19 protein-coding genes are annotated in these 20014 nt (G+C 44.6%); 14 read left to right on the top strand and 5 right to left on the bottom strand.

The window, feature by feature from the left end; genetic code table 11:
• Positions 1–41 precede the first annotated feature (41 nt).
• The 13 genes from C2756_RS08015 to C2756_RS07955 all read left to right on the top strand — a co-directional run bounded on the left by C2756_RS08015 (position 42) and on the right by C2756_RS07955 (position 13637).
• Positions 42–944 (top strand): polyprenyl synthetase family protein, encoded by a 903-nt coding sequence (locus tag C2756_RS08015; protein WP_215318464.1) that lies wholly within the window; start codon positions 42–44, stop codon positions 942–944.
• A gap of 39 nt (positions 945–983) precedes the next feature.
• Positions 984–2102, top strand: coding sequence for a methyltransferase (locus C2756_RS08010; RefSeq protein ID WP_215318461.1), 1119 nt, complete (start codon positions 984–986; stop codon positions 2100–2102).
• Positions 2103–2263: 161 nt separating this feature from the next.
• Positions 2264–3211, top strand: coding sequence for a chlorophyll synthesis pathway protein BchC (gene bchC / locus C2756_RS08005; RefSeq protein WP_215297449.1), 948 nt, complete (start codon positions 2264–2266; stop codon positions 3209–3211).
• A complete protein-coding gene (locus C2756_RS08000) occupies positions 3208–4215 on the top strand; it encodes a chlorophyllide a reductase iron protein subunit X (RefSeq protein WP_215295333.1) in 1008 nt (335 codons plus the stop codon). The genes bchC and C2756_RS08000 overlap by 4 nt, the downstream gene beginning before the upstream one ends.
• Before the next feature lie 24 nt (positions 4216–4239).
• Positions 4240–5778 carry a chlorophyllide a reductase subunit Y gene (bchY, locus tag C2756_RS07995; protein WP_215318460.1) on the top strand — a complete coding sequence of 513 codons (1539 nt, stop codon included), beginning with the start codon at positions 4240–4242 and terminating at the stop codon, positions 5776–5778.
• On the top strand, positions 5778–7235 hold the full coding sequence (bchZ, locus tag C2756_RS07990) for a chlorophyllide a reductase subunit Z (RefSeq protein ID WP_215318457.1): 1458 nt from the start codon (positions 5778–5780) through the stop codon (positions 7233–7235). Before bchY ends, bchZ begins: the two co-directional genes overlap by 1 nt.
• 142 nt (positions 7236–7377) lie before the next feature.
• Entirely contained in the window at positions 7378–7530 is a 153-nt protein-coding gene (gene pufB, locus C2756_RS07985) for a light-harvesting antenna LH1, beta subunit (RefSeq protein WP_215295328.1), read from the top strand.
• Positions 7531–7791: 261 nt separating this feature from the next.
• Complete coding sequence (gene pufA, locus C2756_RS07980; protein ID WP_088524712.1) at positions 7792–7998, top strand: light-harvesting antenna LH1, alpha subunit; 207 nt, start codon at positions 7792–7794, stop codon at positions 7996–7998.
• An 83-nt stretch (positions 7999–8081) separates the two neighbouring features.
• The gene (pufL, locus tag C2756_RS07975) at positions 8082–8906 is read left to right on the top strand and encodes a photosynthetic reaction center subunit L (RefSeq protein ID WP_215295324.1); all 825 of its coding nucleotides are present in this window, start codon (positions 8082–8084) and stop codon (positions 8904–8906) included.
• 18 nt (positions 8907–8924) lie between these two features.
• On the top strand, positions 8925–9947 hold the full coding sequence (gene pufM / locus C2756_RS07970; RefSeq protein ID WP_216861642.1) for a photosynthetic reaction center subunit M: 1023 nt from the start codon (positions 8925–8927) through the stop codon (positions 9945–9947).
• Positions 9944–11011 carry a photosynthetic reaction center cytochrome PufC gene (pufC, locus tag C2756_RS07965; RefSeq protein ID WP_215318455.1) on the top strand — a complete coding sequence of 356 codons (1068 nt, stop codon included), beginning with the start codon at positions 9944–9946 and terminating at the stop codon, positions 11009–11011. The genes pufM and pufC overlap by 4 nt, the downstream gene beginning before the upstream one ends.
• A 77-nt stretch (positions 11012–11088) precedes the next feature.
• The gene (locus C2756_RS07960) at positions 11089–12606 is read left to right on the top strand and encodes a phytoene desaturase (protein ID WP_215318453.1); all 1518 of its coding nucleotides are present in this window, start codon (positions 11089–11091) and stop codon (positions 12604–12606) included.
• Positions 12603–13637, top strand: a complete 1035-nt coding sequence (locus tag C2756_RS07955) for a phytoene/squalene synthase family protein (RefSeq protein WP_215318451.1) — start codon at positions 12603–12605, stop codon at positions 13635–13637. Before C2756_RS07960 ends, C2756_RS07955 begins: the two co-directional genes overlap by 4 nt.
• Before the next feature lie 22 nt (positions 13638–13659).
• On the opposite strand, the gene C2756_RS07950 is transcribed toward C2756_RS07955, so the two are convergent.
• From C2756_RS07950 to C2756_RS07930, 5 genes are all read right to left on the bottom strand, one after another.
• Positions 13660–14415 (bottom strand): carotenoid 1,2-hydratase, encoded by a 756-nt coding sequence (locus C2756_RS07950; protein ID WP_251372025.1) that lies wholly within the window; start codon positions 14413–14415, stop codon positions 13660–13662.
• Between the two features lie 116 nt (positions 14416–14531).
• Positions 14532–16097 (bottom strand): 1-hydroxycarotenoid 3,4-desaturase CrtD, encoded by a 1566-nt coding sequence (crtD, locus tag C2756_RS07945; protein WP_251372024.1) that lies wholly within the window; start codon positions 16095–16097, stop codon positions 14532–14534.
• On the bottom strand, positions 16090–16776 hold the full coding sequence (locus C2756_RS07940) for a spheroidene monooxygenase (protein WP_215318446.1): 687 nt from the start codon (positions 16774–16776) through the stop codon (positions 16090–16092). The genes crtD and C2756_RS07940 overlap by 8 nt, the downstream gene beginning before the upstream one ends.
• A gap of 10 nt (positions 16777–16786) precedes the next feature.
• Positions 16787–18199, bottom strand: coding sequence for a transcriptional regulator PpsR (gene ppsR / locus C2756_RS07935; protein WP_215318444.1), 1413 nt, complete (start codon positions 18197–18199; stop codon positions 16787–16789).
• Position 18200: 1 nt separating this feature from the next.
• The gene (locus C2756_RS07930) at positions 18201–19040 is read right to left on the bottom strand and encodes a B12-binding domain-containing protein (RefSeq protein WP_215318442.1); all 840 of its coding nucleotides are present in this window, start codon (positions 19038–19040) and stop codon (positions 18201–18203) included.
• 295 nt (positions 19041–19335) lie between these two features.
• On the opposite strand from C2756_RS07930, the gene bchF reads away from it, so the two are divergent.
• Complete coding sequence (bchF, locus tag C2756_RS07925) at positions 19336–20010, top strand: 2-vinyl bacteriochlorophyllide hydratase (RefSeq protein WP_251372023.1); 675 nt, start codon at positions 19336–19338, stop codon at positions 20008–20010.
• Positions 20011–20014 lie beyond the last annotated feature (4 nt).

Here is a 20014-nt window from a genome sequence, read left to right as displayed (position 1 = left end):
GAACTATTTCTTAAACACAATACTTCAATACAAAATTTAATATGAGCATATTAGAACGAATTAATCAAAGTCTTGAGGATGCGATGCATTTGGCTCAATCCAAACAGGGGCCACAGCTCTTGCAAGAGGCAATGCATTATTCAGTGTTTCCAGGTGGAGCCAGAATCCGTCCGCAATTATGTTTAGCTGTTGCTGCAGCTTGTGGTGATGATGATCCTGCTTTATCAAATGCGGCTGCTAGTGCCATTGAGTTATTGCATTGTGCATCTTTAGTGCATGATGATTTACCTTGCTTTGACGATGCAGAGTTACGACGTGGCAGACCCTCTGTGCACGCTGCTTATGGCGAGCGTATTGCAGTGCTCGCCGGAGATGCACTCATTGTGTTGGCATTTCAGTGCTTAGCTAGTTCTGGTACACGCTCTATCTTCCGCTTGGGTCCACTCATGAATACGATTGCGATGAGTGTCGGTTCACCCCATGGAATTGTTGCAGGTCAAGCGTGGGAGTGTGAGCCAAAAGTCGATTTGAGCGACTATCAACGTGCTAAAACAGGCTCTTTGTTCGAGGCAGCAACTGCTGCTGGTGCACAAGCAGCCGGTGCTGATGCCGCCACCTGGAGGCCACTTGGTGAATGGCTCGGTGAGGCTTATCAAGTAGCAGATGACATACGTGATGTCGTAGCTGATCAAGCAGAATTAGGAAAGCCTGCTGGCCAGGATATAGCTCATGATCGTCCGAGCTCTGCTAGGGATTTGGGTCTTAGTGGTGCCGTGCAACGCTTTGATGAATTAGTAAGGAAGGCTATTGCCTCTATACCGCATTGCAAAGGTGAGAAGATGTTGCGTGCTCTTGTTACTCAAGAATCTGAGCGTCTTGTGCCTTCAGATTGGTTTAAAGATGCAAAAAGAAAAATTTTATTTCGTCAAACCAGTCATTCTTAATCCCATTACCAACCTTATTTAATTTCTGAATTGCCATTCATGGAAATTTTCTTCGATTGGCGAAATCGACTCATTGCTTCACCCAGCTTTCAGCGCTGGGCTACACGCTTCCCCCTTACTCGCTGGTTAGTCAAAAAACAAGCATCCGATATTTTTGATTTGATGGCGGGGTTTGTTTATACCCAAGTCCTATTAGCCTGCACTCAAATCAACCTGTTTGATATTTTGGCGAAGGGTGCTCTCAGCTTCGATGAACTGCAACAACAAATCCCATTAAAACCTGCTGGCCTGAGGCGCTTATTGGATGCAGCTGTTGCTATTGAGTTGCTTGTAAAACGTAGCGAAGATCGTTATGCCCTCAGCATGAAGAGCGCCCCATTGGTTGGAAACATCGCTATATTGGATATGGTTAAACACCATGCCGATTTTTATCGTGATCTCGCTGACCCAATCGCGCTCTTGCAGGGCGATACCAGTTCTGCTTCGCTCAACGAATACTGGCCCTATATCACTTCTGAAAAGGGTGCTGCACCAGAAAACTTGTCTGCTGAAAAGGTTGCCGCTTACTCCAAATTGATGGCGCATACGCAATCACTGGTAACAGATGAAATTATCGATGCCTATTCTATGGGTAAGCATCAAACGGTTCTTGATATTGGTGGTGGGCAGGGCGCCTTTATTAAAAGGTTGGCCGCGCGTTACCCTCATTTGCAGTTCAAATTATTTGACATCCCTGGAGTAGCAGAGCTCTCCAATGCTCACTTCAAAGACATTGGACTTTCTGGGCGCGCGCAAGCGATTGGCGGTAACTTTTTTCAAGATCCCTTGCCAAGAGGGTGCGATCTTGCCACCCTGGTGCGGGTTATTTTTGATCATGATGATGCTCGCGTAAAGCAGTTACTCGCCAATGTGTTTGATGCCCTTAATCCTGGCGGCACTTTATTGCTAGCAGAGCCAATGGCTGAGACCAAAGGTTTTGAGGCAATGGGTCACGCCTATTTTGGTTTTTATTTATTGGCAATGGGTAGGGGCAGACCGAGAACTGAAATTGAAATAAGACGCTTACTGGGCGATGCAGGTTTTACTGGTATTCAATTATTAAATTCCTATATGCCCTTAAATGCACAAATATTGCAGTGCAGTAAACCTGCTCTTTAGGGTACGTAAGACGCACCTCAAAAACATATCCATAGAAGTCTCTCTAAATACTCAATTTAGTAGAGAAAACCCCTAGATGACAAGTGGGCAATTAAGGATTAAAAACTAAAGTGTAAATATTTTTTTACACATTTAATCAAAAATTGAATGACCCAAGAGACATGACCGATAAGTATCAAACCAGGGCAATTGTTCTAGAAAAGCCAGAAAGTGTCATTCTTGCTGATCTTGAATTAACGCCCATGACCCCCATCGATGTTTTGGTAGATATGGAGTGGAGCGGCATTAGTACTGGTACAGAAAAATTATTGTGGACCGGAAAAATGCCCAACTTTCCTGGCATGGGTTATCCGCTCGTGCCCGGTTATGAGTCTGTAGGTAGGGTAGTCAAAGCAGGTACTGACTCGAATCTGAAGGTGGGACAAAGAGTATTTGTTCCAGGAGCTAAATGCTATGGAGAAATTCGAGGTCTGTTTGGTGGTGCAGCTTCACGCGTGATTGTTGATAGCAATCGCGTGATTGCGATTCAAGATCATTTAGGCGAAGAGGCAATCCTCTTTGCTTTGGCTGCGACTGGTTATCACGTGACCTCTGGTCCTGGTCAGGAGCAACCAGATTTAATTGTTGGACATGGCGTATTAGGTCGCTTGATTGCGCGGATTGCAGTTGCTAAAGGCAAGCGCCCAGTAGTTTGGGAGACCAATGCGGGCCGCCGAGAAGGCGCTGTAGGTTATGAGGCCATAGATCCTAAAGACGATCAGATTAAGAAGTACAAAACGATTGTGGATGTGAGTGGCGATGCCAAATTAGTAGATACATTGATCAGCTGCCTTACTCCTGGCGGTGAAATTGTTTTGGCAGGATTTTATGACACGATTTCTTTTTCGTTTCCGCAAGCATTTATGCGGGAAGCGCGTATTCGTATTGCAGCACAGTGGGCGCCTGGAGATTTAGTTGCAATTAAAGATTTGGTGGAGTCGGGCAAGTTAAGTTTAGATGGCTTGATTACGCATCGCTCTTCACCTAATGATGCAAATGAGGCCTATCACACGGCTTTCAACAATATCGATTGTTTAAAAATGGTTCTAGATTGGAGAAATCTACAATGAGTTCATCAAGCATCCCAGCAACAGCAACAGTGCAATTCATGGACCTCAAGAAAGAGGCTGCAATTGAGCCCGATCCAGTTTCCACAGGTCCAGTGACCAAAGAAACCCAAATTATTGCTATTTATGGCAAGGGCGGAATCGGTAAGAGCTTTACGCTTGCGAACCTGTCTTACATGATGGCTCAGCAAGGCAAGAAAGTGTTGTTGATTGGTTGCGACCCTAAAAGCGATACTACTTCTCTCCTATTTGGTGGCAAAGCTTGCCCAACCATTATTGAAACCTCCTCGAAGAAAAAATTAGCTGGTGAGTCAGTATCGATTGGCGATGTTTGCTTTATTCGTGATGGTGTATTTGCGATGGAGCTCGGTGGTCCAGAAGTAGGTCGTGGCTGCGGTGGTCGCGGCATTATTCATGGCTTTGAAACCTTAGAAAAATTGGGCTTTCATGATTGGGGCTTTGACTATGTGCTCCTTGATTTCTTGGGTGACGTGGTTTGCGGCGGCTTCGGTTTGCCAATCGCACGTGATATGTGCCAAAAGGTCATTGTGGTTGCTAGTAACGATTTGCAATCTCTCTATGTTGCTAACAACGTTTGTTCAGCGGTGGAGTACTTCCGTAAATTAGGCGGTAACGTGGGCGTAGCAGGTATGGTGATCAATAAAGATGACCTCACCGGTGAAGCTCAAGCGTTTGCTGAAAAGGCTGGTATTCCAGTGCTGGCAGCTATTCCTGCGAACGAAGATATTCGTCGCAAGAGTGCTAGCTATGAAATTATTGGTCAGCCTGGCACGCAGTGGGCCCCACTATTCGAAGAGCTGGCTACCAATGTTTCAGAAGCTCCACCAGTTCGTCCTAAACCATTAAGTCAAGATGAGTTACTGGGTTTGTTCTCTTCAGAAGTGACTGGTCGCGACATTGTTTTGAAGCCCGCTACTGTGAAAGACATGATGGGTAAAGACGAAGTCGTTAAGAAAACACTCGAAGTTATTTACGATCAAGCTTAAAGAGATAGAGAGCAATCTGCTGCTATGACTAAAACGATCATTCCGATTACTCCAGAGGAAAAGTTAAAGACCGATCCTACTTTAGGTGATGGTCTGGGCTGTCACTCCGGTGAAGCAGAGATGCTCGCTGCTGCTAAGGCAGCGGGTAAGTCGGAGACTCTGCAGCAATATGCCAAAGACTATCCTAAGGGCCCGCATGACCAACCACAAAGTATGTGCCCTGCATTTGGAGCATTGCGCGTAGGTTTGCGGATGCGTAGAACTGCCACGATTCTTTCCGGTTCTGCCTGCTGTGTTTATGGTTTAACTTTCACTTCTCATTTTTATGGCGCCCGTCGTAGCGTGGGTTATGTGCCGTTTAATTCAGAGACCCTCGTGACTGGTAAGTTGTTTGAAGATATTCGCGACTCTGTCTACCAAGAGGCTGATCCAGAAAAATATGACGCGATCGTCATTATTAATTTATGCGTACCAACAGCCAGTGGTGTTCCACTTCAGTTGCTGCCAAAAGAAATTAATGGTGTCAGGATTATTGGGATTGATGTGCCAGGCTTTGGTGTTCCAACCCATGCTGAAGCAAAAGATGTTCTAGCCGGTGCCATGCTCAATTACGCTCGCAATGAAGCCATGTCGGGCCCAGTGCAAGCGCCTCGTGCTGGTCGCTCAAGTAAGCCAACGATTACTTTATTAGGTGAAATTTTCCCAGCAGATCCTGTTGGCATCGGTATGATGATTGAGCCAATGGGCTTGGCAGTTGGTGCTTCAGTACCCACTCGTGAATGGCGTGAAATGTATCAAGCGCTCGATTGTGTAACTGTTGCTGCATTACATCCGTTTTACACCTCTTGTATTCGTGAGTTTGAAGCAGCAGGACGTTCCATTGTTGGCTCAGCTCCAGTAGGTTATGAAGGTACAGCACGTTGGTTAGAGACCATTGGTAAATCAACCAATACTCCGCAGGATCTGATCGCTGCTGCACAAAACAAGATTCTTCCAGCCATTAAAGGCGTGCTTGCTGCGGCACCAATTAAGGGCCGTATTACCTTAAGTGGCTATGAAGGTTCAGAGCTCATCGTAGCGCGTCTACTGATTGAGAGTGGTGCCGATGTTCGTTATGTTGGCTCTGCCTGTCCTCGCACGCCATGGAGCGATGAAGATCGTGAATGGTTAGAGGCCAAAGGAGTACACGTTCAATTCCGCGCTTCATTGGAGCAAGATTTGGCGGCAATGAAAGAATTCAAACCAGACTTGGCGATTGGAACTACCCCAGTAGTGCAAGCTGCTAAGCAAGCATCAATCCCCTCTCTGTATTTTACGAATTTGATTTCAGCAAGACCGTTGATGGGTCCTGCAGGTGCTGGTTCATTAGCGCAAGTAATCAATGCCGCGATTGGTAATCAAGCGCGTTTTGATGAGATGAAAGCATTCTTTGGTGATGTTGGATCTGGATTTAAGTCTGGTGTTTGGGAGAATGTTCCTCAAGATCATCCAGAGTTCAAAGCTGAAGTGCGTCGCAAACTAGAGAAGAAAATCAAGAAGCGTAAAGCTGAGGAGATGATGTAATGTTTGTCATCGATCATGATCGCGCCGGTGGATATTGGGGAGCAGTGTACGTATTTACTGCTATCAAAGGTCTGCAAGTAGTTATTGACGGTCCTGTAGGTTGCGAAAACTTACCGGTGACTTCTGTTTTGCATTACACCGATGCATTACCTCCTCACGAGTTACCAATTGTCGTTACTGGCTTAGAGGAAGAGCAGTTAGGGCGTGAAGGTACTGAAGGCGCCATGAAGCGTGCGCATGCTACCTTAGACCCAGACTTACCAGCAGTAGTAGTGACAGGTTCCATTGCAGAAATGATTGGCGGTGGCGTTACTCCTGAGGGCATGAATATTGCTCGTTTCTTACCAAGAACCATCGATGAAGATCAATGGCAATGTGCTAATCGCGCTATGTATTGGTTATGGAGCGAGTATGGCGTTCGTAAGATTCCAGAGCGTAAACCTAGAGCAGAAGGTGAAAAGCCACGCGTCAATATTATTGGACCTTGTTATGGCACCTTTAATATGCCGAGTGATTTGGCAGAAATTCGTCGTTTGGTCGAAGGTATTGGCGCTGAAATTAATATGGTCTTCCCATTGGGATCCCATTTGGCTGAAGTTGAGAACTTAGTCAATGCTGATGTGAATATCTGTATGTACCGTGAGTTTGGACGCATGCTTTGCGAAGCTTTGGAGCGTCCTTATTTGCAAGCGCCTCTAGGTTTACATAGCACTACTCAATTCTTGCGCAAACTCGGTGAATTGCTTGGTGTGGATCCAGAGCCATTTATTGAACGCGAGAAACATACCACCATTAAACCGATCTGGGACTTGTGGCGTTCAGTAACCCAAGACTTTTTCAGTACTGCAAGTTATGCAGTAGTCGCTAATGAAACTTACACCAGAGGCATTCGTCATTTCTTATCCGATGAGATGGGCCTACCTTGCAGCTTTGCTGTTCCAAGAAAGCCTGGTGAGAAAACCAATAATCAAGACGTACGTAAGTTAACCAAAGAAAAGCCACCGCTAGTCATGTTTGGTAGCTATAACGAAAGAATGTATTTGGCTGAAAACGGCAGCAAAGCCTCTTATATTCCCTCATCATTTCCTGGCGCCATTATTCGTCGCCATACCGGTACTCCATTTATGGGCTACGCCGGCGCAACCTACATCATTCAAGAATTTTGTAACGGACTATTCGATGCGCTCTTTTATATCCTGCCCTTGGGTACCGATATGGATAAGGTCGATGCTTCGCTAACGCGTACTTATCGTTCGAATGCTCTGCCTTGGGATCAAGATGCTCAGAAATTGGTAGCTGACTATATTAAAACCAGGCCAGTGTTGGTTCAGATTTCTGCCGCTAAAGAGATGCGTGATCGTGTAGAGCAAGAAGCAGAAAAAGCTGGCGAAGAAAGAATCACCGCTGCCAGAGTGAAGTCATCCTGTAAAGAAATTATTGAAGAGGTCGAAGCATGATGACTTCATTGGCAAAAGTTAACTACAACAAATCAATTGATTTGTTGAAAACGGAATGTGGCATGCCGTACGCTACAGCCCATGTCGCGCGGGTTAAGCGCGGTAACGGCCGCAAGGCTATTTTTGAAGGAGGTATTAGGTTATGAGCGACCACAGAACAGGTTCAATATCCGGCCTTACTGATGACGAAGCCAAGGAGTTTCACCAGTTGTACGTCCAAGGTTTAGTTGGTTTTGTTTCGATAGCAGTAGTAGCCCATATTTTGGTTTGGGCTTGGCGTCCTTGGTTCCACTGAAATAGGACTCAATCTTAGGGGGATGAAATGAAAAATGATCACGTTATGAGCAGGGAAAAAAATATGATTAGAGAAGATTCTATTTCTTTCAATCTTATTTTTATTTTGTGTTTTCTAGTGTGCTTTGTTATTTCTTTGTTTACCCAGATTTTGCCAAATAAGTGGAGTTCTTGGCTTCCAGGGGCTGAAGAAAAATCGCTTATCGAGGGCACAAGGTCGGCTGTTTATGGTTTTATGTCTTACTTAAATTAGGAGAAGATTATGTGGAGAATTTGGAAACTGTATGATCCGTTGCGATCAATGGTTGTTCAAGGTATTTTTCTGTTTGGTCTTGCAGCAATGATTCATTTGATTTTGCTGAGCAGCGTTCGTTTCAACTGGTTGGATGGTTTGAGCCAAGCCCAGTTCAAGGCGATGGAAGCAAAAACAGGTTCTGCAATGCCACCATCAGTTCCAGCAGCAAAGTAATTTGTATAAAAAATGGTGAATAGGGTTAGGTTAAAAAGCTTTTTAGCTAAACCCTATTTATCCATTCATTGGAGAGCATAAAAATGGCCATGCTAAGTTTTGAAAGAAAGTATCGTGTTCGAGGTGGTACCTTAGTTGGTGGGGACTTATTCGATTTTTGGGTAGGGCCGTTTTATGTTGGATTTTTTGGTGTTACGACTGTCTTCTTTGCTTTTTTAGGCACTGCGCTCATTTTATGGGGCGCTTCACAGGGCCCAACCTGGAACCCTTGGCAAATTAACATTGCCCCACCGGATATCAGTTATGGATTAGGCTTTGCCCCCTTATTAAAAGGAGGCCTGTGGCAGCTCATCACAGTATGTGCTCTAGGCGCATTCTTTTCGTGGGCTTTACGTGAAATTGAAATTTGCCGAAAACTGGGTATGGGACTTCATGTTCCCTTCGCCTACTTAATGGCGGTATTTGCGTACTTCACTTTAGTAGTCATTAGACCTGTACTCATGGGTGCATGGGGTCACGGTTTCCCATATGGCATCTTAAGTCACCTCGATTGGGTATCGAATACAGGCTATCAGTACTTACATTTTCATTACAACCCAGCGCATATGATCGCTGTGTCCTTATTCTTTACTACCACCTTCGCTTTGGTATTACACGGTGGCTTGGTCTTATCGTCCACTAATCCACAAAAAGGGCAGTTTGTTAAAACGCCTGAGCATGAAGATACTTTTTTTAGAGATGCGATCGGTTATTCCATCGGAACTTTAGGCATTCATCGCCTCGGATTATTTTTAGCTTTAGCAGCAGTTTTCTGGAGCGCCGTTTGTATTGTGATTAGCGGCCCATTTTGGACTCGTGGTTGGCCAGAATGGTGGGGCTGGTGGTTGAACCTGCCGATTTGGCGATAAGAGGGGAATATAAAAATTATGGAATATCAAAACCTTTTTACTCAAGTTCAAGTCGTTGCGCCACCACATCATGGAGTCTCTATAGATCCTTATGATGAGCGCGAGCGCTTTGGTGAGCCCAAGCTCTATCATTTATTTGGCCGACTGGGTAATGCTCAGTTAGGACCAATTTATTTAGGGCGTCTTGGTTTAGCCTCTTTATTTTTCGGCATTATTGCCATTCAGATCATGGGCTGGAATATGCTGGCCTCAGTCAATTGGAGCCCAATTCAATTTGTGCGCCAATTATTTTGGCTGTCACTGGATCCACCTTTACCTAAACATGGCTTGTCTCTGTTTATGCCCCTCAATGAAGGTGGCTGGTGGATGATGGCAGGCTTCTTCCTAACCGTATCGATTCTATTGTGGTGGGCAAGAATGTATCGTCGTGCTATCGCTTTAGGTATGGGCACTCACATTGCCTGGGGTTTCTTAGCGGCTATCTGGTTATATCTTGTTTTGGGATTCATTCGTCCGATCATGATGGGTAGCTGGAGTGAGGCGGTTCCATTTGGAGTCTTCTCGCACTTAGATTGGACTGCCGCATTTTCATTGCGCTATGGCAATTTATTCTATAACCCATTCCACATGCTCTCGATTGTTTTCCTCTATGGCTCAGCACTCTTATTTGCCATGCATGGCGCAACGATTTTGGCAGTCAGCCGCTTTGGTGGCGAACGCGAGATTGAGCAAATCGTTGATCGTGGTACAGCTTCAGAAAGAGCCGCTTTGTTCTGGAGATGGACCATGGGCTTTAATGCCACGATGGAGTCGATTCACCGTTGGGCTTGGTGGTTTGCAGTACTAACACCTTTAGTAGGTGGCATTGGTATTTTGCTCACTGGTACTGTAGTGGATAACTGGTATTTATGGGCAGTGAAACATAATGTTGCCCCTTCTTATCCAGACGTTTTTGGAGTCCCTATCCCCGATCCAGCCACTTCTGGATTCGTCCCGCCAGCTGCACCTGCTGCACCTGTTATTACAGGAGTTAAGCCATGAAGCAATTAAGAAAATTTCTGATATTGCCGGCTCTGTTGGCAAGTGTTCTGGTTCTGTCCGGCTGCGAGAGGCCTCCAATTGAAGCTGTCCAGCATGGCTTCCGTGGAACAGGCATGGATTTGATTTACAACCCGCGCATCTTAGCTGAACAGGCTGAGAAAAATGCTGTACCTGTCTCGTATGGCGCTGCTCCAGCAGATGGACCAAAAGCAGGAGCAGTCTATAAAAATGTGAAAGTTCTGAATAATTTGAGCGTAGCTCAATTTGGTACCTTCATGGCTTCCATGACAAGCTGGGTTGCGCCAGAGCAAGGTTGTACTTATTGTCATAACCCTGCGAACTTTGCAGATGACTCGCTCTACACCAAGCAAGTTGCGCGCAATATGATTTTGATGACACAGCGAGTGAATACTCAATGGCAAGATCACGTAGCGCAGACGGGCGTGACATGCTACACCTGCCATCGTGGCAATAATATCCCTGAGCAAGTTTGGTTCAAAGCGCCGAAGCAACAGACGGGCAACGGACTGCTAGGTGATAAAGACGGACAAAATACGCCAGTTGCTTCTTCAGGCTATTCATCCTTGCCAAATGATTATTTTGCTCAGTACCTCACGAAATCGAGCAACATTCGTGTGCAGGGTGGCACCGCATTACCAACAGGCAATAAACACAGCATCAACGAAACTGAAGCGACCTATGGTTTGATGATGCACTTCTCAAAATCATTGGGTGTTAATTGCACGTATTGCCATAACTCGCGTAATTTCTCATCTTGGGAAGAGAGCCCTCCACAAAGAGCTAGAGCTTGGTATGCCATTCGGATGGCGCAAGATATCAATAATAATTACATGGAGCCAATTAAAGGTCTATTTCCAGAGCATCGTTTAGGGCCTACTGGAGATGTTGCCAAAGCCAATTGTGCTACTTGCCACCAAGGGGCTTACAAGCCACTTTATGGAGTATCGATGTTGTCAGACTATCCTTTCTTAACTGGTCCAGCAAAGCCAGCGATGAAGGCTAAGGATCCTGTTCCACCAGCAAAATCGGTGGCAATGAAGTAATCTATAGTTCGTTCTAACCAATAGCGTCATACGATCAATATGACGCTATTTTTTTGTAGAAAAGTTGGTTTGAGGAAATGTTAAAAAAAGCTGACTTTAAGGAAAATGAAGTATCCACTGCCATTGTGATTGGAAGTGGATTTGGTGGTTTAGCAGCTGCCATTCGTTTGTCTTGTAAAGGCTATAAGGTCATTGTTTTAGAAAAGCTCGATGCTCCAGGGGGTAGGGCATACGTTCATCGACGCGATGGCTATACTTTTGATGCAGGCCCAACCATTATTACTGCACCCTTCCTGCTTAATGAGTTATGGGAGTTGTGCGGTAAGAAAATGACCGACGATGTTGACCTTCGTTTAATGGATCCTTTCTATCGCATCCGCTTTGATGATGGAACCCACTTTGACTATACAGGTGACCCCGCCAGAATGCGCGCTGAAGTAGCTAAGTTTGCACCGGAAGACTTGCCAGGTTATGAGCGATTTTTAGCGGAGGCAGAAAAATGCTACAAGCTTGGATTTCAGGAACTCAGTTCCACTGCATTTGATTCGATTGGTGATTTGATTCGTGCAATTCCATCGATGATTAAGATGAAGGCTTGGGAGAGTATTTATAAGTTAGTTGCACGTCATTTAAAAAATGACAAGATACGTCAGGTGATGAGTTTTCATCCACTCTTAATTGGTGGAAATCCTTTTTCTGTAACCGCGGTCTATGCACTCATCAACTCCTTGGAGCGACGCCATGGCGTTCATTCTGCTATGGGTGGAACTGGCTCTTTAATTAAAGGTTTAGCGGGTTTATTGGCTGATAGAGGGGTGGAGATTCGGCTTAACTCTGAAGTGAAGCGTATCGAAGTAGTCAATGGTAAAGCTCAGGGTGTCACACTTGCCAATGGTGAATTTATACCTTCTGATATTGTGGTTTCGAATGCGGATGCCGCTTGGACTTATCAGAAACTCATCGCCCCAGAGCATCGGAAAGTGTGGACTGACTCTAAGGTCAATAGTAGTAAATATTCAATGAGTCTCTTTGTTTGGTACTTTGGCACAGACAAGCAATATCCTGATGTTCCCCACCATATGATCTTGTTGGGTAAACGTTATAAAGAGCTATTAACGGATATCTTTAAGAAACACGTCTTGGCAGATGACTTCAGTCTGTATTTGCATAGACCAACAGCTACGGATCCATCTTTAGCTCCTGCTGGCGGCGATACATTTTACGTGTTAGCTCCAGTGCCGAATTTAGCAAGCGGTACGGACTGGTCTAAAGAGACTGACTCTTATCGTCAAGCGATCGCTAAGTATCTAGATAAAAGTGTTTTGCCTGGCTTTGAAAAACACCTCAAGACATCTTTTTGTATGACACCTCAAGATTTTCAGGATCGCCTCTTGTCAGTCAAAGGTGCTGCCTTTGGTTTTGAGCCCCTCTTATTACAAAGCGCTTGGTTTAGACCTCATAACCGTAGTGAGGATGTTGCAGGTCTTTATATGGTGGGCGCTGGAACCCACCCTGGTGCGGGTATCCCCGGTGTTTTATCTTCGGCAAAAGCATTAATGTCTGTAGTAGCCGATCCTAAAAAAGTCCTAACATGAGTCAAAATATTAAAGATCTTCAAGAGTGCGTCGCAACCATGCGGGATGGATCCAAGTCCTTCTTCGCCGCCTCCAGAATCTTGCCTCAGAGAGTGAGAGATCCCGCAACTGCCCTTTATGCGTTTTGTCGAATTACGGATGATGTAGCTGATGCGATAGATGCAGAGCCGGATGCGATACCAAAATTGCGTGAACGCCTTGATCGTATCTATCAAGGTATGCCTGATGATATTGCTGCTGATCGTGCTTTATCGATTGTGGTGAAAGAATTTGATTTGCCCATCAGTCTGCCTCTCGCATTGATTGAGGGCTATGAGTGGGACACCCAATTTAAAACTTACGAAACCTTAGAAGATCTACTCGATTACTGCGCACGCGTTGCAGGTACTGTAGGGGCGATGATGTGTGTCATTATGGATCGTCGAGAACCTGAGACCTTGGCAAGAGCATGTGAACTTGGCTTAGCCATGCAGCTCACGAATATCGCACGTGATGTTGGTGAAGATGCTGCAAACGGGCGCATCTATTTACCCCTTGCTTGGCTCAGGGAAGCAGGTCTAGATCCGCAGGCTTGGCTCAGTAAGCCAGAGTTTAATGATCAAATTGCTTCTGTGATTGCGCGTCTCTTAAAGCATGCAGATGTTTTATATTCTCGTGCAGAGAACGGTATTTCTGATTTGCCATGGGATTGCCGTCCCGCCATTCAGGCGGCTCGACTGATTTATGCGGAGATTGGTCGCCAGGTAGAAAAGCTTAATTTGGATTCTGTTTCGACAAGAGCCTACGTACCTTCCAAGAGAAAAGTAGTCCTTTTAGCTGAAGCCTTTACGGCAATCTCTAAAATATTTTCTAGACAGCTGAAAGTGGATGCTGATAAAGCCATTCAGTATTTAGTAGATGCGGTAATTGAAGTGCCTCATGAAAAGCGTTTTGAAGGAACGGCTCACGATCGTTTGCTGTGGTTTGTTGATCTCATGGAGAGACAAGAACGTCGTCGCAATCCTCGCAAGAGTGGCAGAGCTTTACAGTAAACGTATTAACTTCAGTTGCCAATTACCACGTAATCCGAGGCATTCTCCAAGGCAGCATCAATTGAGTTGAGGTCAGCGTTAGCTTTGGCACGCTGAGGGTTTCATGAAACGAAAGCACCTTTTCACCCAGTAGTTCAGAATTTAAAACGGAACGCGTATAAAAAGGCGTGTTTTCTAAAACCTGAACTACCTCTAAACCTTTAGAGCTTTGATTGCGCATATGCCCTCGAATACCCCAAATGGTTTTTGGCAAAGCCTGTCTTGGCGGAGGTTCAAAATGGTCAATTGTTCCATTAGGATTAAAGGTCAATGCCAATATCTTTTCTTGAGCACTCTTTTCTCGTATATCGTAAATGACAGCAGTTCGACCACCACTCATCTCCGCTCTGGACCAGTCCCACTCATGAAAAGATTGACTGATAGGCTCATCACCTTCATTTGAGTCTAAATAAGCGTTACCTGCCCACTGTAAATCTGGGGAGTTTAAGCGCACCTTGACCCGTGCTGAAGGGGCAAGAGGGCCCCAACGATGTTTGCCAGCAGCATCTAAAGGCGTACTAAAGTTGAATAAGGTATTTGGATAGAGTTCAACCGTACCTGAAACTTTTTGACCAAAAGGCACTGCGCGCTCTTCGATATGAACGATTAATTTTTCTCCATCCCAACGCAGATTACTGGGGCCAATCATAAATTCAGTAGCATTGCGGGAAACTTGTTTTTCTCCTCGCTCAGTCATCGCCCAACGATTTTTTCCTCGGCTATAAATGGCAACATTCAATGAGCAATGATTTTCTGGATTAACAGTGGCATTACCTCTTCTAGCCCACGCATAGTAAGGTGAAAATACGCTACCAACAAATGCAATCAGGACTATGCCGTGCTTACCGTCATCGCTTAGAGCGTCGATGTACCACCAGAGATAAGCGTTCTGCCCGACAGCTTGATCAAACCGAGGTGATCCATCAGTGTTGCGGCCGCCATTCGTCCCGAGAGCGCGGCCATCGGTACTCCCGGACCCGGATGCACGCTGCCCCCCGCTAGGTAGAGGCCCGGAATCGGGCTTTGCGCTGAAGCTCGCCCAAAAGTTTCCATCCAACCATGATTGGCTTGGCCGTAAAGGGCTCCCCCCGTTGCCGGAAAGAGCTGGTTGAAAAGGGAGGGCGTTGTACGTTGACATATTGCGCTATCCAAGTCGATGTTGAGACCACATTGTTGCAGAAGACCAAAAGTTTCGTGTTCGCAGGCGTCAATTTCTTGAGCATTAAATTCTGATTGATCGCCGTTTGCGGGAGCATTTACCAGACAAAGTAGCCTTTGAGTATTTGAGGATGATTGATAAACATCACTTTGATCTTGAGCGCAAACGTAGACTGTTGGTTTTACAGGAAGACGTCTCTTACTAAAAATATCATCAAACTCTGCATGATAATTTTGATTAAAGAACACATTGTGTCGCACCAAAGGGAAGCCATCTGTCTTAGCATTCATCGACCAGGTAATTGCAGAAAGAGATCTCTTAGCAGGTGAAGGCGGAATCATTTTTGCGTTCAGCGCTTTACTTTCTTCTGAATTGAGTAAGCCAGTTTGCAGTGCGGCAAGATCGCCATTAAAAACGACAGATTCAGTATGCAGAACAGCTCCATCCGTAAGCCTGACACCTGATATGCGACCGTGATCTAACAAGATTTCTTCGCATGCTTGCCCGGTTAAAAATTGCACACCTTTAGCTTCGGCTAATTTGCGAATCGTTTTTACTAATGAATACATGCCACCTTCCAGCGCCCAGACGCCCTGTGCCTCAACATCGGCAATCAGCATGAGGGTTGCTGGCGCTTGATAGGGTGAGGATCCGCAATAAGTAGCATAGCGACCAAACAACTGACGCAACCTTGGGTCATGGAAATAGTTGCCGAGTGATTTCCAGAGATTATTAAACAAACCAATTTCATATAAGACTTTGGATCCAGACACTCCCAAATCCGAAATCATTCCGGCAAAGTTTGGTTTAGCAGACAGCATATATGGCTTTTCTAGCGCCTTATACAGTCTGCGACATTGATCGGAAAATTGTAGAAAGCGTTTTGATTCCGCTGGAGAGGAAAATGCTGCAATGGCTTGTGCAGATTGTTCTACATCAGAAAATAAATCGAGCCTTTCATCTTTACTCCAGGCGTGTCTTGCTAAGATATTTAATTTTTCAAGCTTTAACTCAGACTCCAGTGAGGTGCCTGCCTTTTGAAAGAGGGCATCAAATACCCAGCGCATTGTGAAGACGGTTGGGCCAGAATCAATGAGTGCAGGCTTGATCAGATCCTTTGAGCAATTCAGTTGTCGAATCTTGCCGCCAACTTGAGATTCTTTTTCAATCAAGATCACCTCAAGCCCAGAAGAGGCGAGGTCGAGAGCGCAGGTCAATCCACCTATGCCCCCACCAATAATGACAACTGGAGCCTTAGCCAAGAGTGCGACCCTTCCAGCTACCGAAGGCATCAAAAGGCTGATAGCGTGAAAACATCGATTCTGAAAAGTAGTTACCGCTCATGGATGCGCGGATGGCAGCTTGATGAGCGCCTTGTCTGGCATATTGATCCATCGCTGCTTGCGATTCCCAGATCGTAAAAGTAGCCTGGCGAAAAAAGGGAGCTTCACCAATGCCGGCGGCAATAATGCAGCCAGAAGTTTGCTCAAGTGAGCTTTCTGCCGCTGGTTCTTTACTCCAGAATTGCAAACAATTGAGCGGCTTAATAGAGGCTCTGGTAATCGATACGATTGGTCCTGATGTAGGTGCGTCGACAGTAATTTGAGGTACAAAGCCTGACCACTGACCTTTAATTGAATAGGTTTTGAGTTTTACTGAAAAAAATTCTTTAGCGTGCGCCCGATACCATTGAATCAGCCGAGAGGTTTTATAAAATCTTTCGGCGCTAGCGATATCTTTGAAAATGCAAAACAGTGCTTGATGGGTAGCGCTGGGATGAAATGAGAAGCCCCCGTTTCTTCCTGAGCCCATGTGTTTGTAGAACTCTAGTCCTGGCGTTGACCAAAGCCATAGTCTTGCAAACATGAGTCTTAAGATTCCGCTGAATTTTGCTGATGATTGAATGTCTACAAGGACCATCAATGCAACTTGGTTGCCCATTACTGACTTTCTAATCAATATCCTTATTGGAGTCTACTAGACCATACTTTCTGAGTTTGATATAAAGACTTTGTCGAGATAAGCCTAAGATCTCAGAGGCAGAAACACGATTGTCTTTTGTCAGATCTAAGGCAGCTTTGATGCAGAGTTGCTCAATTAAGTCAGTGGTTTCGGCTAGGATGTCCTTCAAGGGGACTTTTCCAACCAGCATCGACAATTCATCAGAATTTCGTACTAGTTTCTTGTCGATACGCTTATCTTTATTTTGTCTCGAATCTACTTGTCGGAAAATCATGCCAATACAAGCGCGTGGCTGAACTACGGATACCGCTGAAATATCTACTAGTTTAAAACCACCACTATTGTTGTTAATCGAAGAGACACAAGATTGAGTACTTGCTTTTCCTTTTAAGGACTGCATCATGCGATCAAAATCTGTTGTGTCATGCCCTAGATAATTTTGGATAGTAGTGCCAATCAAGTCTTGTTCGGTCTTAGCATTACTTAATTTAATAAAGGCCTTGTTTGCTTTGAGGATCTGACCTTCCAGAGTGCACACAATAAAACCATACGCATTATTTTCAATGGCCTTAACAGTTAAGGAGTCAGCATCTAATAAGTTGGATGACTTAGCTAAGTCGGGTTGCGTAAGGTTAAATAATAAGTAGGGTTTTCCGCTATTTATAAAAGAAGTTGCTTTGATCCGAATGACTTGCCCGCCGTTAATGACAGTTTCTAGAGTATTGGGTTCGCCAGTATTTTGTACGGTCTGAAGAAAGGCTTTGGCTTTGTTTAATTCTGCTGCAGGTAAGAGCGAAAGAAATGACCTGCCAATGCAATTATTTTTAGCTAGTAGCATTTGCCTAATTGCGTTGCCATTCATCTCAACTATCTGATAAGCATCATCTCCCTTAACGATGATGACCGATTCAGTACCGATTTCAAAGATCGACCGAAAGCGTTCTTCTAGTTGACTTATTTGCAGATAATTTTTACTAATTTCTTTTTGGGCAGCAACTAAATCTTGTTGCAGCTTGGATGCTTCCGAAAGATCCCTGCCAATAACGATAATTTTTTTATTGGATGATGTTTTGATGGAAGTGCACATCATTGGCAGTACCAAATTTTGATGGTTACCGACCATATTGATTTGTCGAAACTTAGTGATCTTGTCTGAGCTAGCGTCTTCTATCAAGTAGTGCATTTTTTTGACGCTGTCTGGTACAACAATGTCTAACCATTTTTTTCCTATGAGGCCATCTGGGATCTGTTTGGCTAGACTCTGATTTTCAGAATAGATGTTGACTATGGTTCCATAATCATCCAACAGAAGCGAAATATCTGCCGAGGCTTGAGCAATCAGACTAAGCTCCTTACTGCTTAGGCCTGAAAAGAGTTGCTCTGGATGATGTGAGGCAGGCATATTAATTTAGGCTAGTTCTTTGGGCTAAAAGATCCGACACTGTTTTAATAGCCTCTTCGGCTGTTAGGGCGCAGGCATCTGCAGAGCAAGCTTTTACTAATTCTGGTTTGTAATCAAATAATGGACCGCCCACCATGGTCAGTATCCCCTTATTTTTTGATACCTTCTTTACTTCGTTTAGCAATGCCTCCATAGTATCCCACTGATCTTCACATGAGATAGAAATTGCCAATAAATCATAGGCTTGCAAGTTGATTCGATCCTTTAATTCTGCACTAGAAGTTTCAATTTCGACTGTCGTATTCCAACCATTCAGCTTGAAAAATTCACCTAATATTAAGATCCCCAGGGTATGTTGCGACCCCGGTGCATTAATCAGAAGGGCGTTACCCTGGTAATGGGCGAGATTGCCTTGACTCATAAAGAGAGGGCTAAGTTGATGAATGAGGTTCTGAGCACGCCCTAGCGCGACCGTAACCTCTGTAAAGCTGTTTTCATCATTTTCCCAAAGATGCTGCAAGCGTCTACAAGACGCTGGAATCAGATTCATATAGAGCGATACAAGGGTATGCCCCGATTTTTGCATCTTATCTATAAAGGAGAATGAATCCTCTATGGGGCCATCCAACAATATTTGGCAAAAGTCGACAATTTCAACTTGCGTAATATTGATTTCATTAATCTGGCGAATAAATTGATCGTTTGCTGGTTCTAATTTATGCCCCATCAGCAAGCGCGGGATGATCTCTGATTCTATGGTTTTATTTAGCCATAGCTTCATTTCTGCGTTATCCAATTCACTTACATTAGATTGGAACGTTTTTTTCAGTGAATCTGACAAAGCCCATCTCCTAATAGCCTAGTAATGAATACAAAATGAAAGGCTGTAAGTGCTCCTAGAAAAATATGCTGCACTGCAAAAAAGAAGGGCGCTATTTCTCTCAAAACTGATCATTTAGTAATGATCCTATTTAGCGCTTTTTTTGAGTAAGTTGCTATAGGGTAAGTACCCCCAATAGGGTTATCCCGAGGACTTTCTTTTTCCAGATACCGTAAACTTTAATTGACACTTTTGTGCTTTAAAAGTGTATTAATAATTGCCTTAAGGTTGTTGCAGAAAATATATCAGACTGTGCATGGAAAAAACATATAAGCCACTTTATACCCCAGAAGAGAGGGTAAGAAGAGACGAAACCAAGTGGACACTTGTCCAAGGTATTTTGGCGCCTATTCAGTTTGTTGTTTTCTTGGTTAGTCTTTACCTCGTCCTGCGTTTTTTATTTACCGGCGAGGGAGATCATGCCGCCAATATTTCAGTAGTGGTTAAAACATTAACGCTCTATACCATCATGATCACTGGTTGTATTTGGGAGAAGGTTGTTTTTAACTGCTACTTGTTTGCCCCAGCATTTTTCTGGGAAGACGTATTTAGTATGTTGGTGTTGTTGCTTCATACCTTATATCTTGTAGCGCTGGGTACTGGTTATCTGGACCCAATTCAACTGATGCTATTGGCTTTGGCAGCCTATGCAACCTATGTGATCAATGCAGGTCAATTTATCTGGAAGCTACGGATGGCTCGCCTAGATCAAGAAAAGAAGACGCGCGAGTCTATGCTTGGCGCGCAGACTATTCAATTACAAGCTGCACAAGCAGCAAGTTTTAGCAGTGCTCAGACAACGTTAACTGGCTTAAGCATTGCAGAGGCGGAAGAATTGCATCGCAACCTTGTGCAAGGAACACAATTTTTTGGATTCATAGCGGTAATAGCGCATCTCTTAGCTTATATCTATTCCCCATGGTTGAAATAATTAA

The sequence above is a fragment of the Polynucleobacter sp. UB-Siik-W21 genome (assembly GCF_018687415.1).
Taxonomy (GTDB): Bacteria; Pseudomonadota; Gammaproteobacteria; order Burkholderiales; family Burkholderiaceae; genus Polynucleobacter.
Note: the sequence above shows the minus strand (reverse complement) of the source record. Positions and strands in the feature narration are given on the sequence as shown.

What these genes read in the sequence shown, in the direction of transcription:
- pufM (WP_216861642.1), top strand. Translation starts at nt 8,925, where the DNA reads ATGGAATATCAAAACCTTTTTACTCAAGTTCAAGTCGTTGCGCCACCA.
- pufL (WP_215295324.1), top strand. Translation starts at nt 8,082, where the DNA reads ATGGCCATGCTAAGTTTTGAAAGAAAGTATCGTGTTCGAGGTGGTACC.
- pufB (WP_215295328.1), top strand. Translation starts at nt 7,378, where the DNA reads ATGAGCGACCACAGAACAGGTTCAATATCCGGCCTTACTGATGACGAA.
- pufA (WP_088524712.1), top strand. Translation starts at nt 7,792, where the DNA reads ATGTGGAGAATTTGGAAACTGTATGATCCGTTGCGATCAATGGTTGTT.
- C2756_RS08015 (WP_215318464.1), top strand. Translation starts at nt 42, where the DNA reads ATGAGCATATTAGAACGAATTAATCAAAGTCTTGAGGATGCGATGCAT.
- ppsR (WP_215318444.1), bottom strand. Translation starts at nt 18,199, where the DNA reads ATGCCTGCCTCACATCATCCAGAGCAACTCTTTTCAGGCCTAAGCAGT.
- C2756_RS08000 (WP_215295333.1), top strand. Translation starts at nt 3,208, where the DNA reads ATGAGTTCATCAAGCATCCCAGCAACAGCAACAGTGCAATTCATGGAC.
- bchY (WP_215318460.1), top strand. Translation starts at nt 4,240, where the DNA reads ATGACTAAAACGATCATTCCGATTACTCCAGAGGAAAAGTTAAAGACC.
- C2756_RS07940 (WP_215318446.1), bottom strand. Translation starts at nt 16,776, where the DNA reads ATGGGCAACCAAGTTGCATTGATGGTCCTTGTAGACATTCAATCATCA.
- C2756_RS07955 (WP_215318451.1), top strand. Translation starts at nt 12,603, where the DNA reads ATGAGTCAAAATATTAAAGATCTTCAAGAGTGCGTCGCAACCATGCGG.
- bchC (WP_215297449.1), top strand. Translation starts at nt 2,264, where the DNA reads ATGACCGATAAGTATCAAACCAGGGCAATTGTTCTAGAAAAGCCAGAA.
- bchF (WP_251372023.1), top strand. Translation starts at nt 19,336, where the DNA reads ATGGAAAAAACATATAAGCCACTTTATACCCCAGAAGAGAGGGTAAGA.
- C2756_RS07960 (WP_215318453.1), top strand. Translation starts at nt 11,089, where the DNA reads ATGTTAAAAAAAGCTGACTTTAAGGAAAATGAAGTATCCACTGCCATT.
- pufC (WP_215318455.1), top strand. Translation starts at nt 9,944, where the DNA reads ATGAAGCAATTAAGAAAATTTCTGATATTGCCGGCTCTGTTGGCAAGT.
- C2756_RS08010 (WP_215318461.1), top strand. Translation starts at nt 984, where the DNA reads ATGGAAATTTTCTTCGATTGGCGAAATCGACTCATTGCTTCACCCAGC.
- bchZ (WP_215318457.1), top strand. Translation starts at nt 5,778, where the DNA reads ATGTTTGTCATCGATCATGATCGCGCCGGTGGATATTGGGGAGCAGTG.